The following is a 20,292-nucleotide window of genomic DNA, read 5'->3' as shown; positions in this document are numbered from 1 at the left end:
ATTTTTTCCTAGAAAGGTGTATGATGGAGTTGTAGAAAAAATTTATCAAGGAGGTTTTCGCGTGAAACGTTTTATGAAAAGAGCTTTTGCCGGCGCACTTGCATTGACATTAGTTGTGCCAACTTCTGTCAGTGCCGCCACATACAAAGATATCAGTGACGATCACTGGGCAAAAGAAGCGATTGATTACTTAACGGAGGAAGGTCTTGTCAATGGTTTTGAAGACGGGACATTCGATCCGAATGCGCCGGTGAAACGATCCCAAGCTGCATTAATTTTATCCAAAGCATTGGGATTGGAGGCTAATGAGAATGGAGTCACATTCAATGATCTGGACGAAAACGATGCAGTGTATGACGCAGCTGTTGCCTTGGCGCAAGCTGGCATCATGGAAGGAAGAGACGGAAACTTTATGCCAAATGATCCGCTCACTCGAGGTCAAATGGCAAAAGTATTAACAAAAGCGTACGATTTAAATGGAGAAGTAACAGCGTCTTTTGCGGACGTTTCTTCTGACCATTGGGCGTACGAATATGTCGGAATTCTGGCCGCAAATGAAATCACCGGTGGCTATGACGACAATACGTTCCGTCCTAGTAATGAAACGACCAGAGCTCAATTTGCTGTCTTTTTAACGAATACATTGGAAGCGGCAGCAACGGAACCGGAAGCACCTGAAGAGCCGGAAGAGCCTGGAGAAGAAGTCGATGAAGAGATTCTTCAACTGTTAGAAGACGCTTTTGAAGCACAGTTGAATCTTGAGTCTTACACTTTTGAAGGTGATATGGGCATTACGTTAGATTTCCCAATCCCGGATGATCTTACAGAAGAAGAAGCAGAAATGATTGACGAAGCCATGAACATGGATATGGTGATGCGCGGAGCATTTCAAGCAGATCCATTTATCACCGAAGTTGTCATAGAACAAGACATCCCTGCTTTTGGTGAATCCATGGTTCTTCCTAGCATTTCAACAGAAACGAAAAACTATCAATACATTACAGATGCCGCTCTCTTAGGGTATCCAGAAGAATGGCAAGGAAAGTACATTGAAATGGACTATGAAGAAATGTTAGGGGAAGAAATGGACTTTCCATTTACGTATGATGAACAAATGGAGCTCATGAAAGAAATCTATGACGTTTTGATTGAACATATCGGAACAGACTACTTTACGTTGCATGACAGTCATGACGCCATTCCTGGCGATGTGGACTATGAGCAAGTACTTGAATTTACTCTTACGGAAGAAGAGCTCGTAGAACTTTTCACTATCTTTGAAGAAGAGATTATTCCAGTACTGGAAGGAATTTTCTCCAACCCGCAATTGACCAATGCTCTTGGTCTCACTGCTTCTGAAGCAGAAACAATTCAAGCAGAAATGGAATCTGACTTCGAGGAATTCTTAAGCAAATTAAGCTTGGATGAATTTAAAATCATTCAAGCCTTTGATGAAGATGCAAACATCGTCTATGATACAGGCATCATTCAATTCAGCTTTACAGACGGCGAAGAAACAATCACTTTTGGAATTGACTACGGTATGTCTATTAGTAACTTCAACGAACCAGTTACTTTCGAATATGGATTGCCGGAAAATGAAGAAGACATCATTTCATTTGATGAATGGATAGAATGGCAAGAAGAACAATTGGAAGAACTGGAAGACTTTGAAGAAATCGAAGAAGTAGAAGAGATGGAAGACGCTTCCTAAGCAAAATATCATTAAAAGAGAGGTCTCACTAACCACTTGGTGAGTCTCTCTTTTTTTGTGTAAAAATGATGAGACCTATTATTTATTACATCGATGAAAAAAGTGTCGCATGACGTGTTCATACGACGCTTCATTTTGTCAAACAGCAAGTGAAGTGTCGTATGAAAGTCAAAATGGAAGAAATTAGGATGAAAACAAGCCATACGACCAATTATTACGAGAATGATGCCATGAAGTGTCGCATAAAAGGTTCATGCGACCAAATATCGTATAAAATTTCTGCCGAATGGTCTCATGACGGGGAAGTCTTCTCTTATGTCCTGCTTACTACCCGCGGATAGCATTCGGTTTTGGACTCGCGTTTTTCCGTGAGAGACACGGATCGGTTATTTTTGACATTGTTGCATCCGCTCTTGCCACGTATCTTTAAAAAGAGAGAAAAGCTTTTCGTCCAGTGGCAAGTATACTTGCGGCATGCCAACGACTCCTGCTGCTACTTCATACTTATCAAAAATAAAGCCGAGTCGTTTGTTTGCACAGTCAATGTACATATTTTGAAACTGATAGTCCGGGTCACGAAGCCATTTTTCTATTTGGTCTTCTAACAGATAGCCGTCGAGATTTTCGTCTTTTTTAAGCTCTTCCACCACAAGCGGTCGGATGATTTCTCGAGCTTTCACCACGTCTTGAAAAAGATTCGCTTGCTGCATGAATTGGTCTTTTTCCACGTCGGCAAGTAATACGGTGTTGGTATCGTTCCAATTCGCCCCGCCCGTATAAATTTGTTCAGAAAATACGAGGGAATAAAGACCAATACCGCTTTTTAAAATATCAACCGTAATATATAAATTACCAGGGCGTTTACTTGTGACGTGACCGTCAATCGCTTCCAGAAATGCGGTAATTTGCTCTTCCATATACTTTTTCATTTGTGCATTCAACGCATCGGTCGTAAAAATGGGCAGTTGTATATTCATTTCATACAGTTCATCGTTTTTTTGCCATTGAAGCAGTTGAATGTCATCAAACTCTGTTTCTTTCAGTTGGATATCTGCTTCTTTTCCGCTTACACCCTCAGTTGAAAAAAGGATAGCAAACAAGAAAAGAAAGGTGGAAAGGATGATTTTTCCCTTTCGCACTGTTTTTGTCATGAAAATAACCCCTTTCTTCTGTCGCATTGCTTTTAGAGTGCGCCAAAGAAAGGGGCTTTTATACATCTGTGAAATTTCTATACAAAAATAATCCACAAAATGAGGGTTGTAATCATCGCTACAATTCCTTGTAAAAGTGTCGCTCCCGTTTGCGCTTTGTACGCTTGAGTAAGAGTCATGCCACTGAATTCTTTTACCACCCAGAAGTAGCTGTCGTTGACGTGCGAGACAACCATTGCTCCGGCTCCAATCGCCATGACGACAAGCGCCATCGGTATGGCACCAGTAATGCCCGCGTCAACGAGTAAAGGAGCTACGAGGGTAGAAGTAATCACAAGGGCTGTTGTGGACGAACCTTGGGCTGTTTTTAACGCCACAGCAATAACAAATGGAACGAGTAAGAAAAATGCTCCTGTTGCAAATGGACTGTTTCCAAAACTTTCGATGAATCCGCTAATGTTTGTCGTTTGAATGACGGTTCCAAACGCACCCCCTGCACCTGTGATCAACAAAATCGGTGCTGCTTCTTTGATACCGAGACCTATCCAGTCGTTTAACGTTTCTTTATTTAATTTTGGTACGAGGGTGAATGCGAAAAATACACCGATGAGAAGCGCTACGACCGGGGAACCGAAAAATAATAAAATGTCAGCAAAGATCCCACTCCAGCCGGCGAAGCTCGTAATCGAACCAAGAGCAATCAAAACGATAGGAATGACTATCGGTGCAAATGCTTTCGGCGTCGAAGGCATGTCGCCAAACTGTTTCACAACTTCATCATAGCTTATTTCCAACTCGTCTTCCCCTGGCACTTTTATTTTCGTTCCTACTTTGACCGCCCAGAAATAACCAGCCATAATTGCAGGAATGGCAACGATTATCCCGATGATAATAATTGTACCGAGATATTGTTCTGCTCCGATATTGCCCGCCGCTGCAATTGGACCGGGTGTTGGTGGAACGAGCGTGTGTGTCGCAAAAAGTCCGGTGGATAGCGCAATCGCCATCGATGCAACGGCTACTTTTGCCCGTTTTGCTAGCGCTTTCTTTAAGGAAGATAAAATGACGTACCCGGAGTCACAAAATACCGGAATACTAACAATTCCGCCGATGAGACTCATTGCCAGTTGCGGTCTTTTTTCTCCCAGAACTTTTAACACGGAAGCAGCCATGCGATACGCTGCTCCTGTTTTTTCTAAAAACACTCCGATAATCGTACCGAATACAATGACTAGTCCGATACTACCCATTAAATTTCCAAATCCGCCATTTACTGCGTCGACGATTTCAGACAGCGGTAACCCGGCGAAAATTCCTAATAAAAAAGCTGCAATAATCAATGATAAAAACGGATGGACGTTGAGTTTGGCGGTAAGCCCAATGATTAACAACACCGCCGCAATGATGACAAGGACAAGACCGAACCCTTCCATTTTTCAATCCCTCCATTCAAAGGCTTTCATTATTGTATGATGATAAGCAAGTTGTTAATACGCGAACCGTTTGCTCGTAAAGAAGCGTTTCTGCTTGTGCCATCGCTTCGTGAAGCGTCATTGGTTTATTCATGATGGAACTGACGGCACTGAATACTTCGTTTAAGCGAAATTCCGGATCATCAATGGCACCGGATAATAACAATACCGGTTTTTTATGTTTTTTCGCTAAAGAAGCGACATAGCTTGGTGCTTTGCCGTATAACGTTTGGACGTCACTTTTCCCTTCTCCCGTCATGACGAGATCACTGTTTTGAATGGCCTCTTCTAACTGAATCGTCTCTCCAACGAGAGAAGCACCGGAAACAAGGGTTGCACCGATCGCAAGGAATGCCGCTCCCAGTCCACCTGCTGCACCCGCGCCTTCAATCGTTTTCAGCGGTCTACCAAATTGTTTTTCTAAAAGCGTTCCGTAGTTGTCGAGGGCTTGATCCAGCTCTTTTACTTGAGAAGGGGTCGCTCCTTTTTGTGGACCGAAGACGGCACTTGCCCCTAACTCGCCGCAAAGTGGGTTATCCACATCCGACGCTACTTGAATGGTCATTTGTTCAAGACGGGGATCGATACCGCTAACATCCACTTCCGCCACGTGCAACACATCTTTTCCGTACATACCGACAGGCTTTCCTTCGGCATCTCGAAACGTCACACCGAGAGCCGTCAACATGCCGAGTCCTCCATCATTGGTGGCGCTTCCACCCAAACCGATAATCACTTCTTGAAACCCGTCGTCTATCACATGGCGTAGCATCTCCCCTAATCCGTAAGACGTCGTTTCATAAGGATTACGTTTTTCTTCCGGAACTTGCACAAGTCCCGCCGTATTCCCTACTTCAATAAACGCTTTCGGTTCATTTCCGTGGACGCCGTAAGAAGCGCGTATTTTTTCTCCTAACGGACCGGTGATGTCTTTGTGAACGTAATGACCGTTCGTTGCAAAAACAAGCGCTTCCACCGTTCCTTCTCCACCGTCAGCCATCGCTTTTTGAAACACTTCTGCCTCTTTGTTCACCTGTTGGCAAGCAGCCGTCATCATTTCTGCTGCTCTTTTCGCCGAGAGACTCCCTTTAAAAGAATCGGGACAAACGACAATCCGCATAGGTCAAAACTCCTTTTCCTCATTATGAATAGTGTAGAAGGAAATTTGTGAAGAAACAATGAACATAATGAATAAAAAGAAATGATGAAAATTTTTAGAAATTTGTTCATTTGCACAAATTATGTCCCGTGTTGTAACAACAGCCATAACGAAAAAATATCCCGGGCGTTTTTCGGAGACAAACCGACTTTTTTCTCAATCATCTCGAGGCGATAGTTTAACGTGTTGCGATGGATATGAAGCGCTTTTGCCGTGGATGATAATTGAAAGTGTTGGCGAATGTACATTTTTAACGTATGACGATATTCTTCTTGTAATTGGTTTAAAGCTTTGATTTCATCCGCAAATACATGCGTCATTTCTTCTCTTGGAATGTGCGCGGTGACGATTTCCAATTTGTAGTCCTCCACAAGTGCAGGATTTCCTTTCTCTTTTACGTCGGTTAATAATTGTTTCGCGTACATGTACGATTTCCGCATACCGAGAATACCAAGTTCTTTCGTTCCAACCGCAACGGAAAAATCCGCAATGGACAGCTTGCGCACTTGATTCATCGAAGGTTCTTCTTGCTTTAAACAAAGAACGACTTCATCTTTTTGAAATGCGGTGATAAAAAGGATGTCAGGACAAGCCCTTGCAATTTGTCGCTCGATATCCCGGAGATGAAAAGAAGCCCCTTCCCCTTGAATCAGTACGATTTGGTAACGTGCCGCCTCTTCTTCTGGAATGAGCCACTTTCCATCTTCCACTACTTCCTCTTCGTTCACAAGCAACGGATGAAACAATTTTTGCAACCAATGCTGTAACATCTGTTCCGAATGAAACTGTTCCCGCTCTTGAAAAATTTGTTCAATCATTATTTCCACCGTTACTTTTAAAACCTTTGCAATTGGTAGTACTTCTTCCGGTTCTCCCGTAATTCCAAAGACTCCGATAATTTTATCATCAAAATAAAGCGGCACATTCACCCCCTTTTTTGTATTCGGAAACTGATGCTGATTGTTTTCGTCAATGATGACCGTCTCTAACCGTTGAATGACTTCTTGCGCGCCTGAATGAATGTCTCCGACCCGATTGGGATTGGTACTTGCTATCATCATTCCCCGTTTATCCATCATATTCATCGCAAATGGAATATTTTTTTCTAAGCGACGAATGACTTCTTCCGCTAAATGTTGCGTCAAATTCATCCTCCTACCCCCTTTATTTGACGAACTATCCCGCTTCATTATCGTATCATTCCCGGAAAAAGAACGGTGAATCAATTTCCCCCTTCGAAAGGGGCTCATAGACCCTTGCATGAAATGGCTTTCTCCTTCTTTATGCATGTTCTATCGCCATCGTCATATAGTGATATCACTCATTGAAAGGAGGGGTTTGATGGATGGATACGCTATTCAGAAACTTTTACGTTTACAAGGATTGTCGGTGTTCCGAGAGGATGTACCACAGATTTTTCACATTCTCGATACCATTTACGAGTCAGAAAAAGCGACTCTGGCGTTTCCCGATTTGAATGAGGAAGTGCCGATGACGATTGTCGATAAGGAGTTGCTTCAATGAGTGAGTTAGCATTTTATACTGCAAGAGAACTTGCACCTTTGATTCGGGCTTGTCAAGTGTCTCCAGTCGAAGTGACGAATAAACTGTTAGAGCGAATCCAAATGTTTGACCCAACGTTTCGTTCGTATATTACTCCTCTTTTTGATGTCGCGCTTAGACAAGCGAAACAAGCAGAGAAAGAAATCATGCAAGGAGTTGACCGCGGACCGCTTCACGGTATCCCAATTGGCATAAAAGATAATAAATTAACAGAAGGAATTCGAACAACGATTGGCTCAAAGCTGTTTGCGAATTTCGTCCCAAAAGAGACAGCAACCATTGTGACAAAACTGAGGCAGGCCGGCACGATCATGTTAGGAAAGCAGAACATGCACCAGATGGCAATAGGATCCACCGGGACGAATCCATTTTACGGTGCGACAAAAAATCCGTGGAATACTCACTATATGGTGGGCGGGTCGAGTAGCGGGGAAGCAGCGTCTCTTGCGGCAGGGCTTGCAACGCTTGCTACCGGAACAGATACATTCGGAAATGTGTGGGAACAAACCGTACCGTTAAGCGTAAGGGCATAATCCCTTTCGCTTTTTCCTTTTTATAGATACATACATCAAAGATTTTTCCTCAAAATAAAGAAGGATGGAATCGTTCCATCCACCCTTTAAAAGATGGGATGTGAGTGGGAATGAATGTACGTGATGGCATGAAGGATACCATGGACAATAGATGGATGCCTCTAACATCTTTTTCAAGCGGCATTGGACTGGAAGTTACCTCCGATGTTTATTGTTTCACAAACCAAATTGTAAATGTTGTTTTTGTTGGAAATCCGAAAAAACCGCGTGATTGGGTGCTTATTGATGCAGGCATGCCGGAGTCGACGAATGCTATTTTATCCGCCGTGGAGCATCGTTTCGGTGAAAACAGTCAACCGAAGGCAATCATCCTCACCCATGGACATTTTGATCATGTCGGAGCCGTTATTGATTTGGTGCGAAAATGGCAAGTCCCGGTCTATGCCCACAAAAAAGAGCTCCCTTATGTTACCGGACAATCCAGTTATCCGGAACCAGACGGAGCTGTAGAAGGCGGTCTAGTTGCAAAAATTTCCCCAATCTTTCCAAATGAGCCGATAGATTTAGGAGAGAATGTCAAAGCGCTTCCTGCTGACGGAAGCGTGCCGGAGTTGCCCGAATGGCGCTGGCTTCATACACCGGGGCATACACCGGGGCATGTGTCCTTATTTCGGGAAAAAGACCGGATGCTTATCGCAGGAGACGCATTTGTAACGGTAAAACAAGACTCATTATACAAAGTCATTACCCAAGATAAAGAAATAAATGGTCCGCCTCGCTATTTCACACCAGATTGGGAAAGCGCGAAAATGTCCGTCCAGAAATTGCAAAAGTTGCAACCGATAATGGCGGTCACCGGACACGGAGAACCGGTGTCGGGGAAAGAACTAAGAGAAGGGTTAGAGAAATTAGCCAATCATTTTGATGAACTTGCCGTACCGGATGACGGTCGCTACGTCCAGCCGACCCACTAATGTTTTCACCTAGCTTGAAAACGAACTTCAAGCTAGGTGTTTTTGGTGAGCATAGTCGAGTGATCGCTCGTTCGGAGCGCCAGCGCAATTCTGGTGGTAGCATCATCAAGCGTAATAGGTATGATAACTTCGGCGCTTATGACCTATTCAGTAGCGAGAGGGAAAGACGGAGCCAATCAGCAAGCCCTTTTGAAGCGTCAAGACTCCGTTTCTTTTTGTTCATGCGTTAGAAAAAGGAAAAAGAGTGCGCATGTGATGATGGTTGCGATGACAGGTGCAATGATGTCAGCAATCGATGGACCGGTTGTTCCGAGAATGGAGCCGATGATTGTGATGATGATAAGAATGATAGCGCCGTAAATACAAGCTTTCACGTTTTCACCTCCTTCAGTTGCGATCTTGTAAGGCAAAAAGTAATTCTGTTTCGCACGCGACTTTGTCATCCACTTTGGCTACTGCTTTTCCTCGTCCAACTGGCCCGCGCATTTTTGTAATTTCCACTTCAAGCGTCAGTTGGTCCCCTGGTCGAACTTGGGTTTTAAAGCGACAGTTTTCAATTCCGGCAAAGAGAGCAAGCTTATTTTTGTTTTCTTCCTGTTTCAAAAGTGCCACAGCTCCCGTTTGCGCGAGGGCTTCCACGATGAAAACACCAGGCATTACCGGATAGTCAGGAAAGTGGCCGTTAAAAAATTCTTCGTTGATAGAGACGTTTTTGATGGCACGGGCTCGTTTTCCTTCTTCTACCTCTAACACTCGGTCAATCAGTAAAAAGGGATAGCGGTGAGGAATAATTTCTTTTATTTCTTCAATTGTTAGCATCACTTTTTCTTCCTTTCTTATACTGACAACATTCAATTGCCGCTGATAAAATCGTACAAGTCTACCCACGTACGCCAATTGTAAATCGAAAGTGCATCATCCGGTCCTCCTACTATGACGTATCCGACAAAGAGTCCAGTAATGATACAGAAGAAGAAAAAGGCAAGTACGAGGAGCATTTTTTGCCATAACGCAAGGGAACGAAGCCGAAACTTCCGTCTTTGTTTCCTTTTTTCCGCTCGGGTCACTTTTCCTTTTTCTTTCTGATGCGTTTTATCCTGCTCTTCTTCAGTTGTACGTGTTTGAGGTATTTCTTTGTCCGTCATCATGATATTATCTCCGTTTTAAAAAGTTTAGCTACGAACTGAGTTAATGAGCCCCATCATTTGGTCTCCTTGAGAAAGGGCTCGAGCTTGTAAAGCATAGTGGCGTTGGGCTTCTAACATATCCGTCATTTCCTTGGTCAAATCGACATTCGATTGTTCCAATGCTTCTTGCATGACGAGGCGGTCATCTGCTTCCACGTATTCCAAGACATCTGCTTCCGCTAAACCGAGTTCCGCCAAATCCGGGAAGCGAAAACTATTGCCTCCTTCAAGGGCCTCGAGAAGCTGTGGTTTCGTGATGCGAACGAGCTCAAATTCTCCGACAATCACATCTTCTCCGTTTGGAAGGGTTGCTTGAAGCGTTCCGTCAGCAAGTAGCGTAAAATCGCGAGCGCCGGCCGGGATGTCAAACCGTTCTTCAGCGCCGATAAGAAATTCTCCGTGACTATTCACAAGTGTCCAGCCACCGGGATTATCCGGGTCTTCTGTTAAATAAAACGCACCGTCTCGAGAGTAGCGAATATCTCCGTCCGGTCCTTCCACTTGAAAAAAGTAATCTTCTTCCGTAATCGCAAAGTCAAGGGCGCGACCGGTCTGATGAACCGCTCCTTGATCTAAACGCAAGGCGGTTTGTGCCACTTTTGCGCCGGTTCCAACACGAAGTCCGTTCGGCGACAGTCTCCCTGCTTGATTTTCCGGATACCATTGGTTATTCACTTCTTGAAAAAGTAAGTCAGAAAATGTCGTTTCGCGACTTTTATATCCGGTTCGGTTACTGTTTGCAAGATTGTGGGAAATACTATCCAGTTTATGTTGGATTTGATTCATCGTATTCGCTGACGACAGCATCGATTGATACATATGAAAATCTCCTTCACTCTTTGTTATTCATTAGCCAAGACGACCGACTTCGTTTACGGTGCGTTGCATGCTTTGATCATAGGCTTGCATCATGCGCTGATTCGCTTCAAAAATACGATAAGAATTCATCAAATCTGTCATCGTTTCAGCGACATTAACGTTGGAACGTTCCAAAAACCCTTGCGCTAATCGGTATTCCGTCCCCGCTTCCGGGATGCCGCTCGGCAATTCCCCGTCTTCCGAACGAAGGAGGCCATTTCCTTCTTTCACCAATGCGTGGGGATCTTCCGCAAAGGCGACGTCAATTTGTCCAACGAGCGCGCCCGTTTCATCCGTAACTACTCCGTTTTCGTTCACTGTGAAACGCTCACTTCCTACTTCCAATGGTTCTCCGGCACCATCTAAAATGTAGTAACCATCCGATGTTGTCAAAAAGCCCTCGCCATCCACTGTCCAATTTCCATTGCGGGTATAGCGGATTTCGCCGTCTTCATTTTGTGTAACGAAAAAATAAGCTCCTTCCGCGGCCGGTGTCATCTGTAATAGTGCCACATCAGTGGAACGTTCCGTTTCCCGCAAATCTCCTTGGCGAAAGTTCATCGTCCGCTCTTGCATGTAAACCCCCGTCGCTAAGTCTCCAATGGGCGTAGAGGTACGATGAGGCGGAAAAGACGACGTATTTCGCGCTTGAATGAGCAATTCCGGAAAAGTGCGAATGGAACTTTGGTCTTCTTTATACCCTGGCGTTTGGACGTTTGCCAAATTATCCGTCAGCATTTCAGTTTTTCGTTGTTGGGCAATCATTCCGGATGCGACTCCGTAAAAACCTCTTAACATACGGTTACTCTCCTTTCCAACCCCGTTAAATTTTCACTTTTTTATTGGACATTTTGTCGAGATTATCAAGCATAATCCCAGTGCCATTCGCCACACAGTGCATCGGATCTTCCGCAACAAGAACAGGGACTTTTAATTCTTCCGCAAGGAGTTCATCAATCCCTGTTAAAAGCGCTCCTCCTCCGGTTAAAAACACTCCGCGATCAATAATATCCGCTGATAATTCCGGTGGCGTTCTTTCTAAGACGTTTTTAGCAGCTTGGACGATGTGATTGACAGATTCCATCAACGCGTCATATATTTCTACCGATGTAATCGTAATCGTCCGCGGCAAGCCGCTTACCATGTCACGACCACGAATATCTAAATCTTTCGGTTCTTGTTCTTTCCCATTCGGAGCGACGGTAGCAACTTCTGTTTTCACTGTTTCCGCCGTCCGTACACCGACAAGAAGCTTATATTCCTTTTTAATGTAATTTAAAATATCTATGTCAAACTGGTCACCTGCTGTTTTAATTGACGTCGCCGTAACGATGGATCCCATCGACAACACAGCAATATCCGTCGTACCGCCACCGATATCTATAACCATGTTCCCACTCGGTTGGAAGATATCCATTCCGGCTCCAATGGCTGCCACTTTCGGTTCTTCTTCGATAAAAACATTTTTCCCGCCGCTTTTTTCCGCCGCTTCGATGATCGCTTTTTGTTCTACCGACGTAATATTTGTCGGACAACAAATGAGAATACGTGGTTTAGAGAGCATACTCTTTGCGTTTACTTTTTTTAAAAAATGACTCAGCATCGCTTCGGTATGGTCAAAATCTGCAATGACCCCATCTTTCATCGGACGGATGGCGACGATATTTCCCGGTGTTCTACCGACCATTTGGAAAGCTTCTTCCCCCACCGCAAGGACTTGTTTTGTATTATTGTCAATAGCGACGACCGCCGGCTCATCTAGTACAATTCCTTGTCCTTTAATATGTACGAGCACATTTGCAGTACCTAAGTCAATACCGATATCTCTTCCGAACATTCCTTTTTTTCCTCCTTCAATACATTGACAACCGTTTCGTCTATCGCGTCCTTCATCGCCTCCATTCATCCGTTTCCAGACGAGAAAAACTCACCGACGAAAAAATGCCGAAATTAACACCGTTGTTAATTTCGTTCTTCGCGCGACATGTGACCCGGGCGCCTCTCTCTTTTTGCGACGTTCGACCTATTCTCTATCATTTTCTCTATCGTCAAATTCTCTATATAGTCGATTCATCTTAATACATTATTCTACCATATTCGTCATGAAAGAGAAATGCTTCTCTTACTTTCCAATGAAGAGAAATGAAACCGTCTTTTCGATGGGCATCATGGATGAAGGCTGTCTCAAAAGAGTGCGGAGAGCCCTTTGGAGACAGCCTTCTTATTTCATTATTCAGACATCTTGTTCGAAGGAAGCGTTAGATGGAAGGTTCTTTTTCGGTTTTCGCTCTTTTTTTTGAGTATTTATTCTTCGTTGCTTCTCCGCCACGAATGTGTCGAATCGATTTATGATAATCAAGAATGGCCTTCACTTCTTTCGCTAACTCCGGATGAATGTTTGGTAGCCGCTCTGTTAAATCTTTATGCACTGTGCTTTTCGATACTCCGAATTCTTTTGCTATTGTGCGGACGGTTTTGCGAGTTTCCACAATATACCTTCCCATCTTGATCGTTCGTTCTTTGATGTAATCATGCACACCACTCGCCTCCCACTCTCTTCTTGGTGATTTAGTACAGTTTATTAAAAGAGGGGGCGAGATATACCAAAAACTCTGATAGGACAAGGGATTCACCGATTTTTGTCTAAAAAACCCCGTCTTTTCAAAAGACAGGGGTGACGGTGCCGTATTCATTCCGTTTTATATTGATAAGATCAAGGACGGTTTTCTTTCCTTTCTTTTCAATGTGACGAAGTAAAGCGACAAGTAAATGGGCTGTTGTTTTCGCATCTCCAAGGGCACTGTGACGTTGAAACGTTGTCGTGTGATATCGTTTGGCGTAATGCTCTAAATCACATATATCTCCTGTTGGATTTAAAAAGCCAATTAAATCTAACGTATCGATTCCCATTGGTTCAGCGAAAGTATATTTTTCTCGTTGCAATTCTTTCTTTAATACCATCACATCAAAAGATAAATAATGACCTCCCCAGCCATCGCTTTTTTCCCTTTGCATAAATTGATAAAAATCGTGAATTGCTTCAAAGGCAGGGGGAGCATCTCGTACATCTTCTTCTTTAATTCCCGTCAACTCCGTAATATGGGGAGGGATCTCGCGGGATGGATTGACAAACGTATGGAACGTTTTATCCGTCACTTCCAATCCTTCTACTTGTACCGCTCCAATTTCAATAAGACGGTCATTTTTTTGAATCGAAAACCCGGTCGTTTCTGTGTCAAAAACGGTAAACGTCAACTCGGACAAGGGGGTGTTCATGGATACCGGTTGCGCCATGTGAAAATGTCGGTTTTTTTTCTTCCAAAACATAAACATAAGCCCTAACTCCCTTCTCTCCCGATGCTTTCGTAAGTCTTTACAACATACCGAAAGCATTTTTCATATAGGCCTGTAATGTTCGAATGGTTTTCAATGCAATCATAAGTGCTTCTTTATCTCTTGATCTCATATGAATAAATTTAATTTCACTGCTGTTTGTTTCCCCGCGTTCATATCGTTGCCATGATTGCGTCATACGAATGCGTAAAATCGTTTCATAGGCAAATAATAGTTCGTCAGCAAAAGAGGCAGTAAACACTTCTTTCTTTTCTAATTTTTTCACCATGTCGTACGGTGTCATTCCGTAAACTTCATGCTTTGCTGCTAAGATTTGGAGGGCGTGGTGAAACGGAAAAAGCGCATGCTTTTTTATATCCATTCCGGTTCGTTTTAAGCGAAACAATGCACGTATAGGATGATCCAAATTCGGAATGGAATTACTTAATTCAATTTCAGCTGCACGAAATAAAAAAATTTGTGATTTTTCAAATTTTTTCGCAACCATTTTGACAAAGTCATCGTGCAACTGTTCATCTCCATGGAGATAGCGAAAAGATAAAAAGTTGTTGGAAAGTAAAATATTTTCATTGGTCGCTCTAAGTCCCCATGTATGAAGCCGGCTTTCCCAATTGGTGATGGACCCGCGCCAATTTTGTTCACTTGCCATCATGTTTCCGTCGCAACGTTTATAGCCTGCTCTTTCCAACCAAAGAACAATGGCGTTACCGAGCTTACGAAAGTACATGGAAATCCGATCTTTGTCTTCTTGTTTTTCCGGATCATGGTAAACGAGAAAATGATCTTGGTCGGTAAACATAAATTGTTCCGCTCGTCCGGCACTTCCCATTAAATAAAAGGCATATGGAACAGGCGGCTTTCCGTAATCTTTTCGCGTCTCTTCTTCCGCCATTTTCACACATTGTTTAATGAGCCGATCATTGAATTCGGTAATAATTTTCAACGTGTGAAAAGCAGGAATTTCATCTTCAATTAAATTGCCGAGCACCGCGTAAACTTTGTCTTTGATTGTCGGAAGAGTTTCTTCTGTGACGTGTTCAATCTCTTGTATAATGTTGAACTTACCGCGGTGTTGCTTTTTTAATAAGTCTGATAAAGTAATCATCCCGACCACTTTAGTCGGATCATCGTCTTCTGTCACCGGTAAATGTTTCACACCTTGCACGAATATATTGGCCATCGCTTCGTAGTAATAAGCGAGCTTTGAAATGACAAGCGGGGAAGCAGTCATCACATCTTTTGCTGTTCCTTCTTTCTCTATACCAGCTGCAATCACTCGCTTCACGAGATCTGTTTCTGTAATAATACCAACGAGACGATTATTTTCTTCTACTATGACCGAACTCGCATTATTCGACGTCATCCGATAAGCGACTTCCGACAACGGAGTATCCACATTTACTTTCACCGGGGGCGCTGTCATGATGTCTTGAACTCGCTCTATAAAAGGATCACTGTCTCCCCATTGACTCGCAAGATAAACTTGTTCCGCAAGAGACGCATAAATATCACGGAGGCGGATGGAAACTTGTCGCAAAATGTAGTCACGAACGTGATCGTGCTCCCAACGCTTTTCAATGATGTGATACGGAATACGGAGACAAACAACATTTTCCACTGCCCGAACTTCAACGGTATGGGAATATTCTTCTCTTTTCGGCTCCCCGAGAAAATCAGCCAAACTAGAAAGCCCCACCATTTCACCCGGTTCCACCACTTCCAACACTTCCGCCTCATTGCTGCGACCGCGGACGGTCACATATACTTCCGCCATTCCTTCCAATATTAAAATAAGCCCTTCTCGCAAGCTTTTCGAATATAAAATGTGGTCTCCCGCTTCGTATCTTTTCACTTGACAATCTTCCATGAATTCCGTAAACGCATCCTCACTTGCCCCGGAAAAGAGAGGATGCCGTTGAATATAATTCGTCCACGATGCTAAATCCTTCCCCATCACACATCGTCCCCTCTGCCAAAACAAAAGTTACAAAATGAAAGCGCTAACAATGTCATGAAAAAAGAAACGTCATCTTATAGGGCGAAAGAATGAATACAGTTTACAACAGACTGTTACTTGCAGCACTTATCTAATTCACGCAAACCAAAGCGTTATCAGTATTGCCTGAAGATTTCAAACTGTTATAATACACATTATTACAAACTGAAAGGAAAAATGCAAGAAAAAAGGGTTAGAAGTTTGTGGCAAGTTTTTCTCGATATCCTTCTCACACAAGTATTTCCGGCACCTAATTTTTGTACGCATATTTAGGCAACCGCTTCGGTGCGGAGACGAAGAAAGGACGAGGACAAAAGTATGGCCTTTGACTTTTGATTTGTATTGAATGGAAAAAAATGTAGAACAAGACGGGTCGCCGTGACAAGCGCTGGAAAGGCGCTGATAGAAGACGCTCTTTGGCTTCTCAGCGACCCGAAGCGAACTCGAGCGTGGGCGTGTAGGTGGAAAGCGACTGAACGAACGCGGGGCTATGGAAGGGATGTCACTTACAAGTAGAAGGTTCATGCGACCACTTTTGAAGTATGAAACCGTCATAAGACAATTATTTTCCTTTCTTAGGAGTAACGGGTCACATGAAACGGTCATGGGACACTTATTTTCTTTTCTTAGCAGTAAAGAGTCGTATGAAACGTAAAATAAGCGTTTCACTTCCATTTATTCTCTTTTTTGCTTGCTATACGACACTTATTCAGGATTTTGATGGAATAAACGTCGCATGGAGCTTTTATGCGACGATTCAATGTTCTTTTTTGCTAAAAATGCGTCGTATGAAGCAATTTTTCGCCTTTGTATCACCTAATTTTCCCCATTTCTTCTTTCATGCGACACTTCAACAGAACTTTTGCGTCAACAGTGGTTCCATGAAAGGATCATACGACATCTCATTTCACTTTCCGAGTAAAGATTGGTCGTATGAACCGAAATCTTAAGCATCAATCACGTAATTTTTCTCATCCTCCTCTTTCATACGACACTTTTTTCCCATTTCTGCATAAAATCAGTCGTATGGCACTTGGAATAAAGGAACTGTCCGCAAATAAGAACGATCGCGTGAAAACGTACACTTGTAAATTACCCACGAGGCTGTTAATAAGTCCTGAAAAATAAATCGAGCGTTCCTTTCAACAATCATTTAGCGCTGAAATGGTGCCATACATCGTGCATGGGTTACTTTCACAATGGTGTTTGCCATGATCCATTCATCGCTTGTTTCCACAAACTATTTTTGAATGAAACGATGGCATGACCCATCCATGGCTTGTTTCCACAAGCAATACTTTGATGAAACGATGGCATGACTATCCATGACTTATTTCCATCAACAATTTGGTGTTGGAAACATGCCTATTCGGCCAAAAGACGTTTCCAGAAGCAATTTTTGATGAAGCGGTAACAAAAAATGTCCAAAAAGTCACCAAGCATGACTTTTTGGACAGCTCCTTGTGTTTGATGCGGGGGGAATTCTTTTTTAAGACGCATCATCTTCTTCAGCAGGCTCTTTCTCACTTGTTTCTTCTTCCTTATTAGAGGAATCGTCTTCTTCCTCTTCTTCTGTTAACTCGTCTTCACTTGGAATTCCGATGTCTTCCAGTGACTGATGGAAGACGTCCGTTGGGTCAATTGGTTCTCCGTCTTTTCTTACTTCAAAGTGTACGTGGACACCGGAGTCTTTGTGGTAGAGACTACGTCCTGCCATGCCAAGGACCGTTCCTTGTGTGACGGTATCGCCTTCTTCTACTTGTAAGTCTTCTAAGCTTTGATAGACAGTGACGATGCCGTTGTCGTGTTTCAATTCAACGACATGGCCAAGAATGTCATCTTTTTCTGCTTTGACAACTTCACCAGTAACAGCGGCGGTGACTTCAAAAGTCTCATCACTTTCACGAGCAATACAGACCCCTGTATTTTGATAGTACATATTGTTGTAATATACAAGTGCGTCTTGTTGTTCTTCTAAGGAAGCTTCCGGGTCATAAAAATGGTGAATGATTTCTACACTGTCTTCGTCTGCCACCGGCATTTGCAATGTTTCATCTCTAGCAGCGGTTGGGAAACTGTCTTCCCCGCCCTCAAAATCATCCGAAGCGCCGTCCCACTCTCTTTCCATCTCAAAGTCTTCTTCATCCGCTTGATCCATAGATGTTGGACTTTGAATAAGAAAATATGCACCTAAAAGAACCGCACAAACGGAGAGATAAAGAGCAGGCCAAAACCATGGCTTTTTCGATAATTTGCTCCAGGTCGTCTCACGCTGTTTTTCTTCTTTCATTCCTATCACCTCAGCACCCATTGTGAGCAGATGTGAGGAAATTTATACCTATTGTCTAAAAAATTTTTACTTTTTCCTTACAGCGTGACAATTTCGACCCCTTTGAAATAATGTTTCACAATATCTGTATATTGTTTCCCTTCTTCTGCCATGCCAAGTGCTCCGTATTGACTCATTCCAACTCCGTGACCCCAACCTTTCGTATGGAATATAATGTCATTTCCCGCTCGTTCCATTTCAAAATCAGAAGAATCAAGCTTTAATTTCTCCCGCACTTCCCGTCCGGTAAATGTATCATTTCCTATCGTTACTTCCTTCACTCTTCCACTGTTCGTCCGAGAAATAATCTCTCCCACAGATGTGGATGCTATTTTTGTACCGAGCCGTTCTTCCACGGTTGCAATCGGTATTTTTTTTGAATTATGATACCGCGGGGAATCCGTATCCCATGGACTTTCGACACTTTGCAAATAAGGTACCGGATTTTCCCAATAATCTTCCGCATTTTCTGTGTAGCCATTACTTGTCGAAAAAAAAGCGGCGGTAATGAGCTCTCCCTCATACGTTAACACTTGCCCTTTTGTCGCCTCCACCGCTTCTTTTACCCGATTTATTTTCCACTGATAATCCTCTCCCCATAATTCTTTTAATTCCTCTTCACTGTGATATACTTGATGCGTTTCTGAATCCGTCACAAAAGCTCCTTCCGGTAAATCAATGTCGGTCGGTTCAGTGAACTGTTTCACAGCATACGTACGAGCTGTGAGTGCTTGCGCTTTTAAAGCTTCTATTTCAAATTCAGCAGGCATTTCAGAAGCGACGACACCGACGACATAATCTTCTAATTCCACTTCTTCCACTTTTTCCATCTCCGTTCGAAACACAGAAATGACCATCGGCTCATCAGACCGAATAATTTCTGTCGCTTCTCGATCTTTTGTTTCGGAAGTATTTTGCTGATGTTCTTCTTGAAAAAGAAGAACAAGAAAGACAGGAATGGAAAAAAATACAATCATGCAAAGAATGAAATAAAGCAGCCACCGCTTCAACGTCCCACTCCTCCTGTCATCTATAAGGTTGTCTTGTACAATGTATGCGACGAAAGAAACTCGTATGAGTGAGAATGGCGATAAAGAGGTAAAGCCAGCTTGAAAAAATCCAAGCTGGCTTTGTTTTTAAGATCTGTTTAAAATTTTTAAAATGATACTTAAAATAACAATGAAAATAATTGCTCCTAAAAGTGCTGGAAAGACATAAATATCTTGAAATTCAGGCCCCCATTCTCCAAATAGCAAACTACCTATCCAAGAACCGATGACACCAGCAACAATGTTTCCGATAATGCCCCCGGGAATGTCTTTCCCAAGAATTAAACCAGCAATCCAACCGATAACCCCACCGATAATTAAAAATAAAATAAGACCCATCCACTTCACTCCTTTTCTAAGTTGTCTTAGAAGTATATTAAGCACTTCCCTCTTTTTTGACTGTTTGAACTCTTTTATTTAAAAACAGGAAAAACGACGCGTATCATTTTTCCTGTTTATCTTTGTGAAAAGGTCTATTTAAAGCGTGTCCAATCTGAAGGTGAAAATATAAATCACGGAATGGAACGATTCTTTAGTAAGTTTAAACTAGTGTTAGCGCGGAGACATGCCCTCTAACTGATCGTATTTTTGGGATGAAATGAGCACGGCTAAGCAGGAAACAAGACATATTCAGTACATATGCTTAGCTATACGAGTGGTTAGTTCAGAACGTAGCAGCATACAGAGAGCAAATTCCAACTTTTTAGAGCAACGAAATGAAGTGCTGCAATGAGAAAAGCAACCTGGACGGAGATAGGAGGGGCACCGATATGGAGTGCTACAATGAGAGCCCTGTCCTCCCAAGAGTTATGCAGATTCCAATATTTTGAACTACTCCCACTTTCGCTTCGCTTAGAAGTGGGAGATTCCTACGAACTTCGCTCTATCGAGCGAATATTTAGTAGGCTATCCCCGTAGTTCCTACGGTTAATCGCAAGGCTTCCTTGCGAAGA

Annotated in this window: 20 protein-coding genes; 4 read left to right on the top strand and 16 right to left on the bottom strand. The window is 43.0% G+C overall.

Going from position 1 to position 20,292, the window contains the following annotated elements:
- Positions 1–61: 61 nt before the first annotated feature.
- The gene (locus tag GJS40_RS01625) at positions 62–1,714 is read left to right on the top strand and encodes an S-layer homology domain-containing protein (protein ID WP_270895610.1); all 1,653 of its coding nucleotides are present in this window, start codon (positions 62–64) and stop codon (positions 1,712–1,714) included.
- Between the two features lie 386 nt (positions 1,715–2,100).
- Here the strand turns inward: GJS40_RS01625 and GJS40_RS01620 are convergent, their stop codons facing one another.
- From GJS40_RS01620 to GJS40_RS01605, 4 genes are all read right to left on the bottom strand, one after another.
- A complete protein-coding gene (locus GJS40_RS01620; RefSeq protein WP_270895609.1) occupies positions 2,101–2,865 on the bottom strand; it encodes a DUF3298 and DUF4163 domain-containing protein in 765 nt (254 codons plus the stop codon).
- Positions 2,866–2,942: 77 nt separating this feature from the next.
- Complete coding sequence (locus GJS40_RS01615) at positions 2,943–4,298, bottom strand: GntP family permease (protein WP_270895608.1); 1,356 nt, start codon at positions 4,296–4,298, stop codon at positions 2,943–2,945.
- A gap of 16 nt (positions 4,299–4,314) precedes the next feature.
- A complete protein-coding gene (locus tag GJS40_RS01610) occupies positions 4,315–5,457 on the bottom strand; it encodes a glycerate kinase (protein WP_270895607.1) in 1,143 nt (380 codons plus the stop codon).
- 119 nt (positions 5,458–5,576) lie between these two features.
- Positions 5,577–6,647, bottom strand: coding sequence for a CdaR family transcriptional regulator (locus tag GJS40_RS01605; RefSeq protein ID WP_270895606.1), 1,071 nt, complete (start codon positions 6,645–6,647; stop codon positions 5,577–5,579).
- Between the two features lie 190 nt (positions 6,648–6,837).
- Here GJS40_RS01605 and GJS40_RS01600 point away from each other — a divergent pair, with 190 nt between their 5' ends.
- From GJS40_RS01600 to GJS40_RS01590, 3 genes are all read left to right on the top strand, one after another.
- Positions 6,838–7,020 carry a hypothetical protein gene (locus tag GJS40_RS01600; RefSeq protein ID WP_270895605.1) on the top strand — a complete coding sequence of 61 codons (183 nt, stop codon included), beginning with the start codon at positions 6,838–6,840 and terminating at the stop codon, positions 7,018–7,020.
- Complete coding sequence (locus GJS40_RS01595; protein ID WP_270895604.1) at positions 7,017–7,592, top strand: amidase; 576 nt, start codon at positions 7,017–7,019, stop codon at positions 7,590–7,592. The genes GJS40_RS01600 and GJS40_RS01595 overlap by 4 nt, the downstream gene beginning before the upstream one ends.
- Positions 7,593–7,702: 110 nt before the next feature.
- Positions 7,703–8,566: an MBL fold metallo-hydrolase gene (locus GJS40_RS01590; RefSeq protein ID WP_270895603.1), complete on the top strand. Its 864-nt coding sequence runs from the start codon at positions 7,703–7,705 to the stop codon at positions 8,564–8,566.
- Between the two features lie 197 nt (positions 8,567–8,763).
- Here GJS40_RS01590 and GJS40_RS01585 read toward each other — a convergent pair whose 3' ends face one another.
- The 12 genes from GJS40_RS01585 to GJS40_RS01530 form a co-directional block, all read right to left on the bottom strand.
- The gene (locus GJS40_RS01585) at positions 8,764–8,940 is read right to left on the bottom strand and encodes a hypothetical protein (RefSeq protein WP_270895602.1); all 177 of its coding nucleotides are present in this window, start codon (positions 8,938–8,940) and stop codon (positions 8,764–8,766) included.
- A gap of 13 nt (positions 8,941–8,953) precedes the next feature.
- The gene (gene fabZ / locus GJS40_RS01580; protein WP_270895601.1) at positions 8,954–9,385 is read right to left on the bottom strand and encodes a 3-hydroxyacyl-ACP dehydratase FabZ; all 432 of its coding nucleotides are present in this window, start codon (positions 9,383–9,385) and stop codon (positions 8,954–8,956) included.
- Between the two features lie 32 nt (positions 9,386–9,417).
- A complete protein-coding gene (locus tag GJS40_RS01575; protein ID WP_270895600.1) occupies positions 9,418–9,714 on the bottom strand; it encodes a DNA-directed RNA polymerase subunit beta in 297 nt (98 codons plus the stop codon).
- 24 nt (positions 9,715–9,738) lie between these two features.
- Positions 9,739–10,572 carry a flagellar hook-basal body protein gene (locus GJS40_RS01570; protein WP_270895599.1) on the bottom strand — a complete coding sequence of 278 codons (834 nt, stop codon included), beginning with the start codon at positions 10,570–10,572 and terminating at the stop codon, positions 9,739–9,741.
- Positions 10,573–10,602: 30 nt separating this feature from the next.
- Positions 10,603–11,409 (bottom strand): flagellar hook-basal body protein, encoded by an 807-nt coding sequence (locus GJS40_RS01565; RefSeq protein WP_270895598.1) that lies wholly within the window; start codon positions 11,407–11,409, stop codon positions 10,603–10,605.
- 25 nt (positions 11,410–11,434) lie between these two features.
- A complete protein-coding gene (mreB, locus tag GJS40_RS01560; protein ID WP_270895597.1) occupies positions 11,435–12,448 on the bottom strand; it encodes a rod shape-determining protein in 1,014 nt (337 codons plus the stop codon).
- Positions 12,449–12,869: 421 nt separating this feature from the next.
- Positions 12,870–13,148 (bottom strand): sporulation transcriptional regulator SpoIIID, encoded by a 279-nt coding sequence (spoIIID, locus tag GJS40_RS01555; RefSeq protein WP_270895596.1) that lies wholly within the window; start codon positions 13,146–13,148, stop codon positions 12,870–12,872.
- A 124-nt stretch (positions 13,149–13,272) separates the two neighbouring features.
- Complete coding sequence (locus GJS40_RS01550; RefSeq protein ID WP_270895595.1) at positions 13,273–13,944, bottom strand: 3'-5' exonuclease; 672 nt, start codon at positions 13,942–13,944, stop codon at positions 13,273–13,275.
- A gap of 40 nt (positions 13,945–13,984) precedes the next feature.
- A complete protein-coding gene (locus GJS40_RS01545; protein ID WP_270895594.1) occupies positions 13,985–15,919 on the bottom strand; it encodes a DUF294 nucleotidyltransferase-like domain-containing protein in 1,935 nt (644 codons plus the stop codon).
- A 1,531-nt stretch (positions 15,920–17,450) separates the two neighbouring features.
- Positions 17,451–18,251, bottom strand: a complete 801-nt coding sequence (locus tag GJS40_RS01540; protein ID WP_270895593.1) for a peptidoglycan DD-metalloendopeptidase family protein — start codon at positions 18,249–18,251, stop codon at positions 17,451–17,453.
- 77 nt (positions 18,252–18,328) lie between these two features.
- Positions 18,329–19,300 (bottom strand): stage II sporulation protein D, encoded by a 972-nt coding sequence (gene spoIID / locus GJS40_RS01535; RefSeq protein WP_270895592.1) that lies wholly within the window; start codon positions 19,298–19,300, stop codon positions 18,329–18,331.
- A 126-nt stretch (positions 19,301–19,426) separates the two neighbouring features.
- Positions 19,427–19,678: a GlsB/YeaQ/YmgE family stress response membrane protein gene (locus GJS40_RS01530; protein ID WP_270895591.1), complete on the bottom strand. Its 252-nt coding sequence runs from the start codon at positions 19,676–19,678 to the stop codon at positions 19,427–19,429.
- Positions 19,679–20,292 lie beyond the last annotated feature (614 nt).

It is taken from the genome of Aliibacillus thermotolerans (assembly GCF_027853235.1).
Classification (GTDB): domain Bacteria; phylum Bacillota; class Bacilli; order Bacillales; family Marinococcaceae; genus Aliibacillus; species Aliibacillus thermotolerans.
The sequence above is the reverse complement of the archived record's forward strand: the minus strand, read 5'-3'. Positions and strand labels throughout refer to the sequence as shown.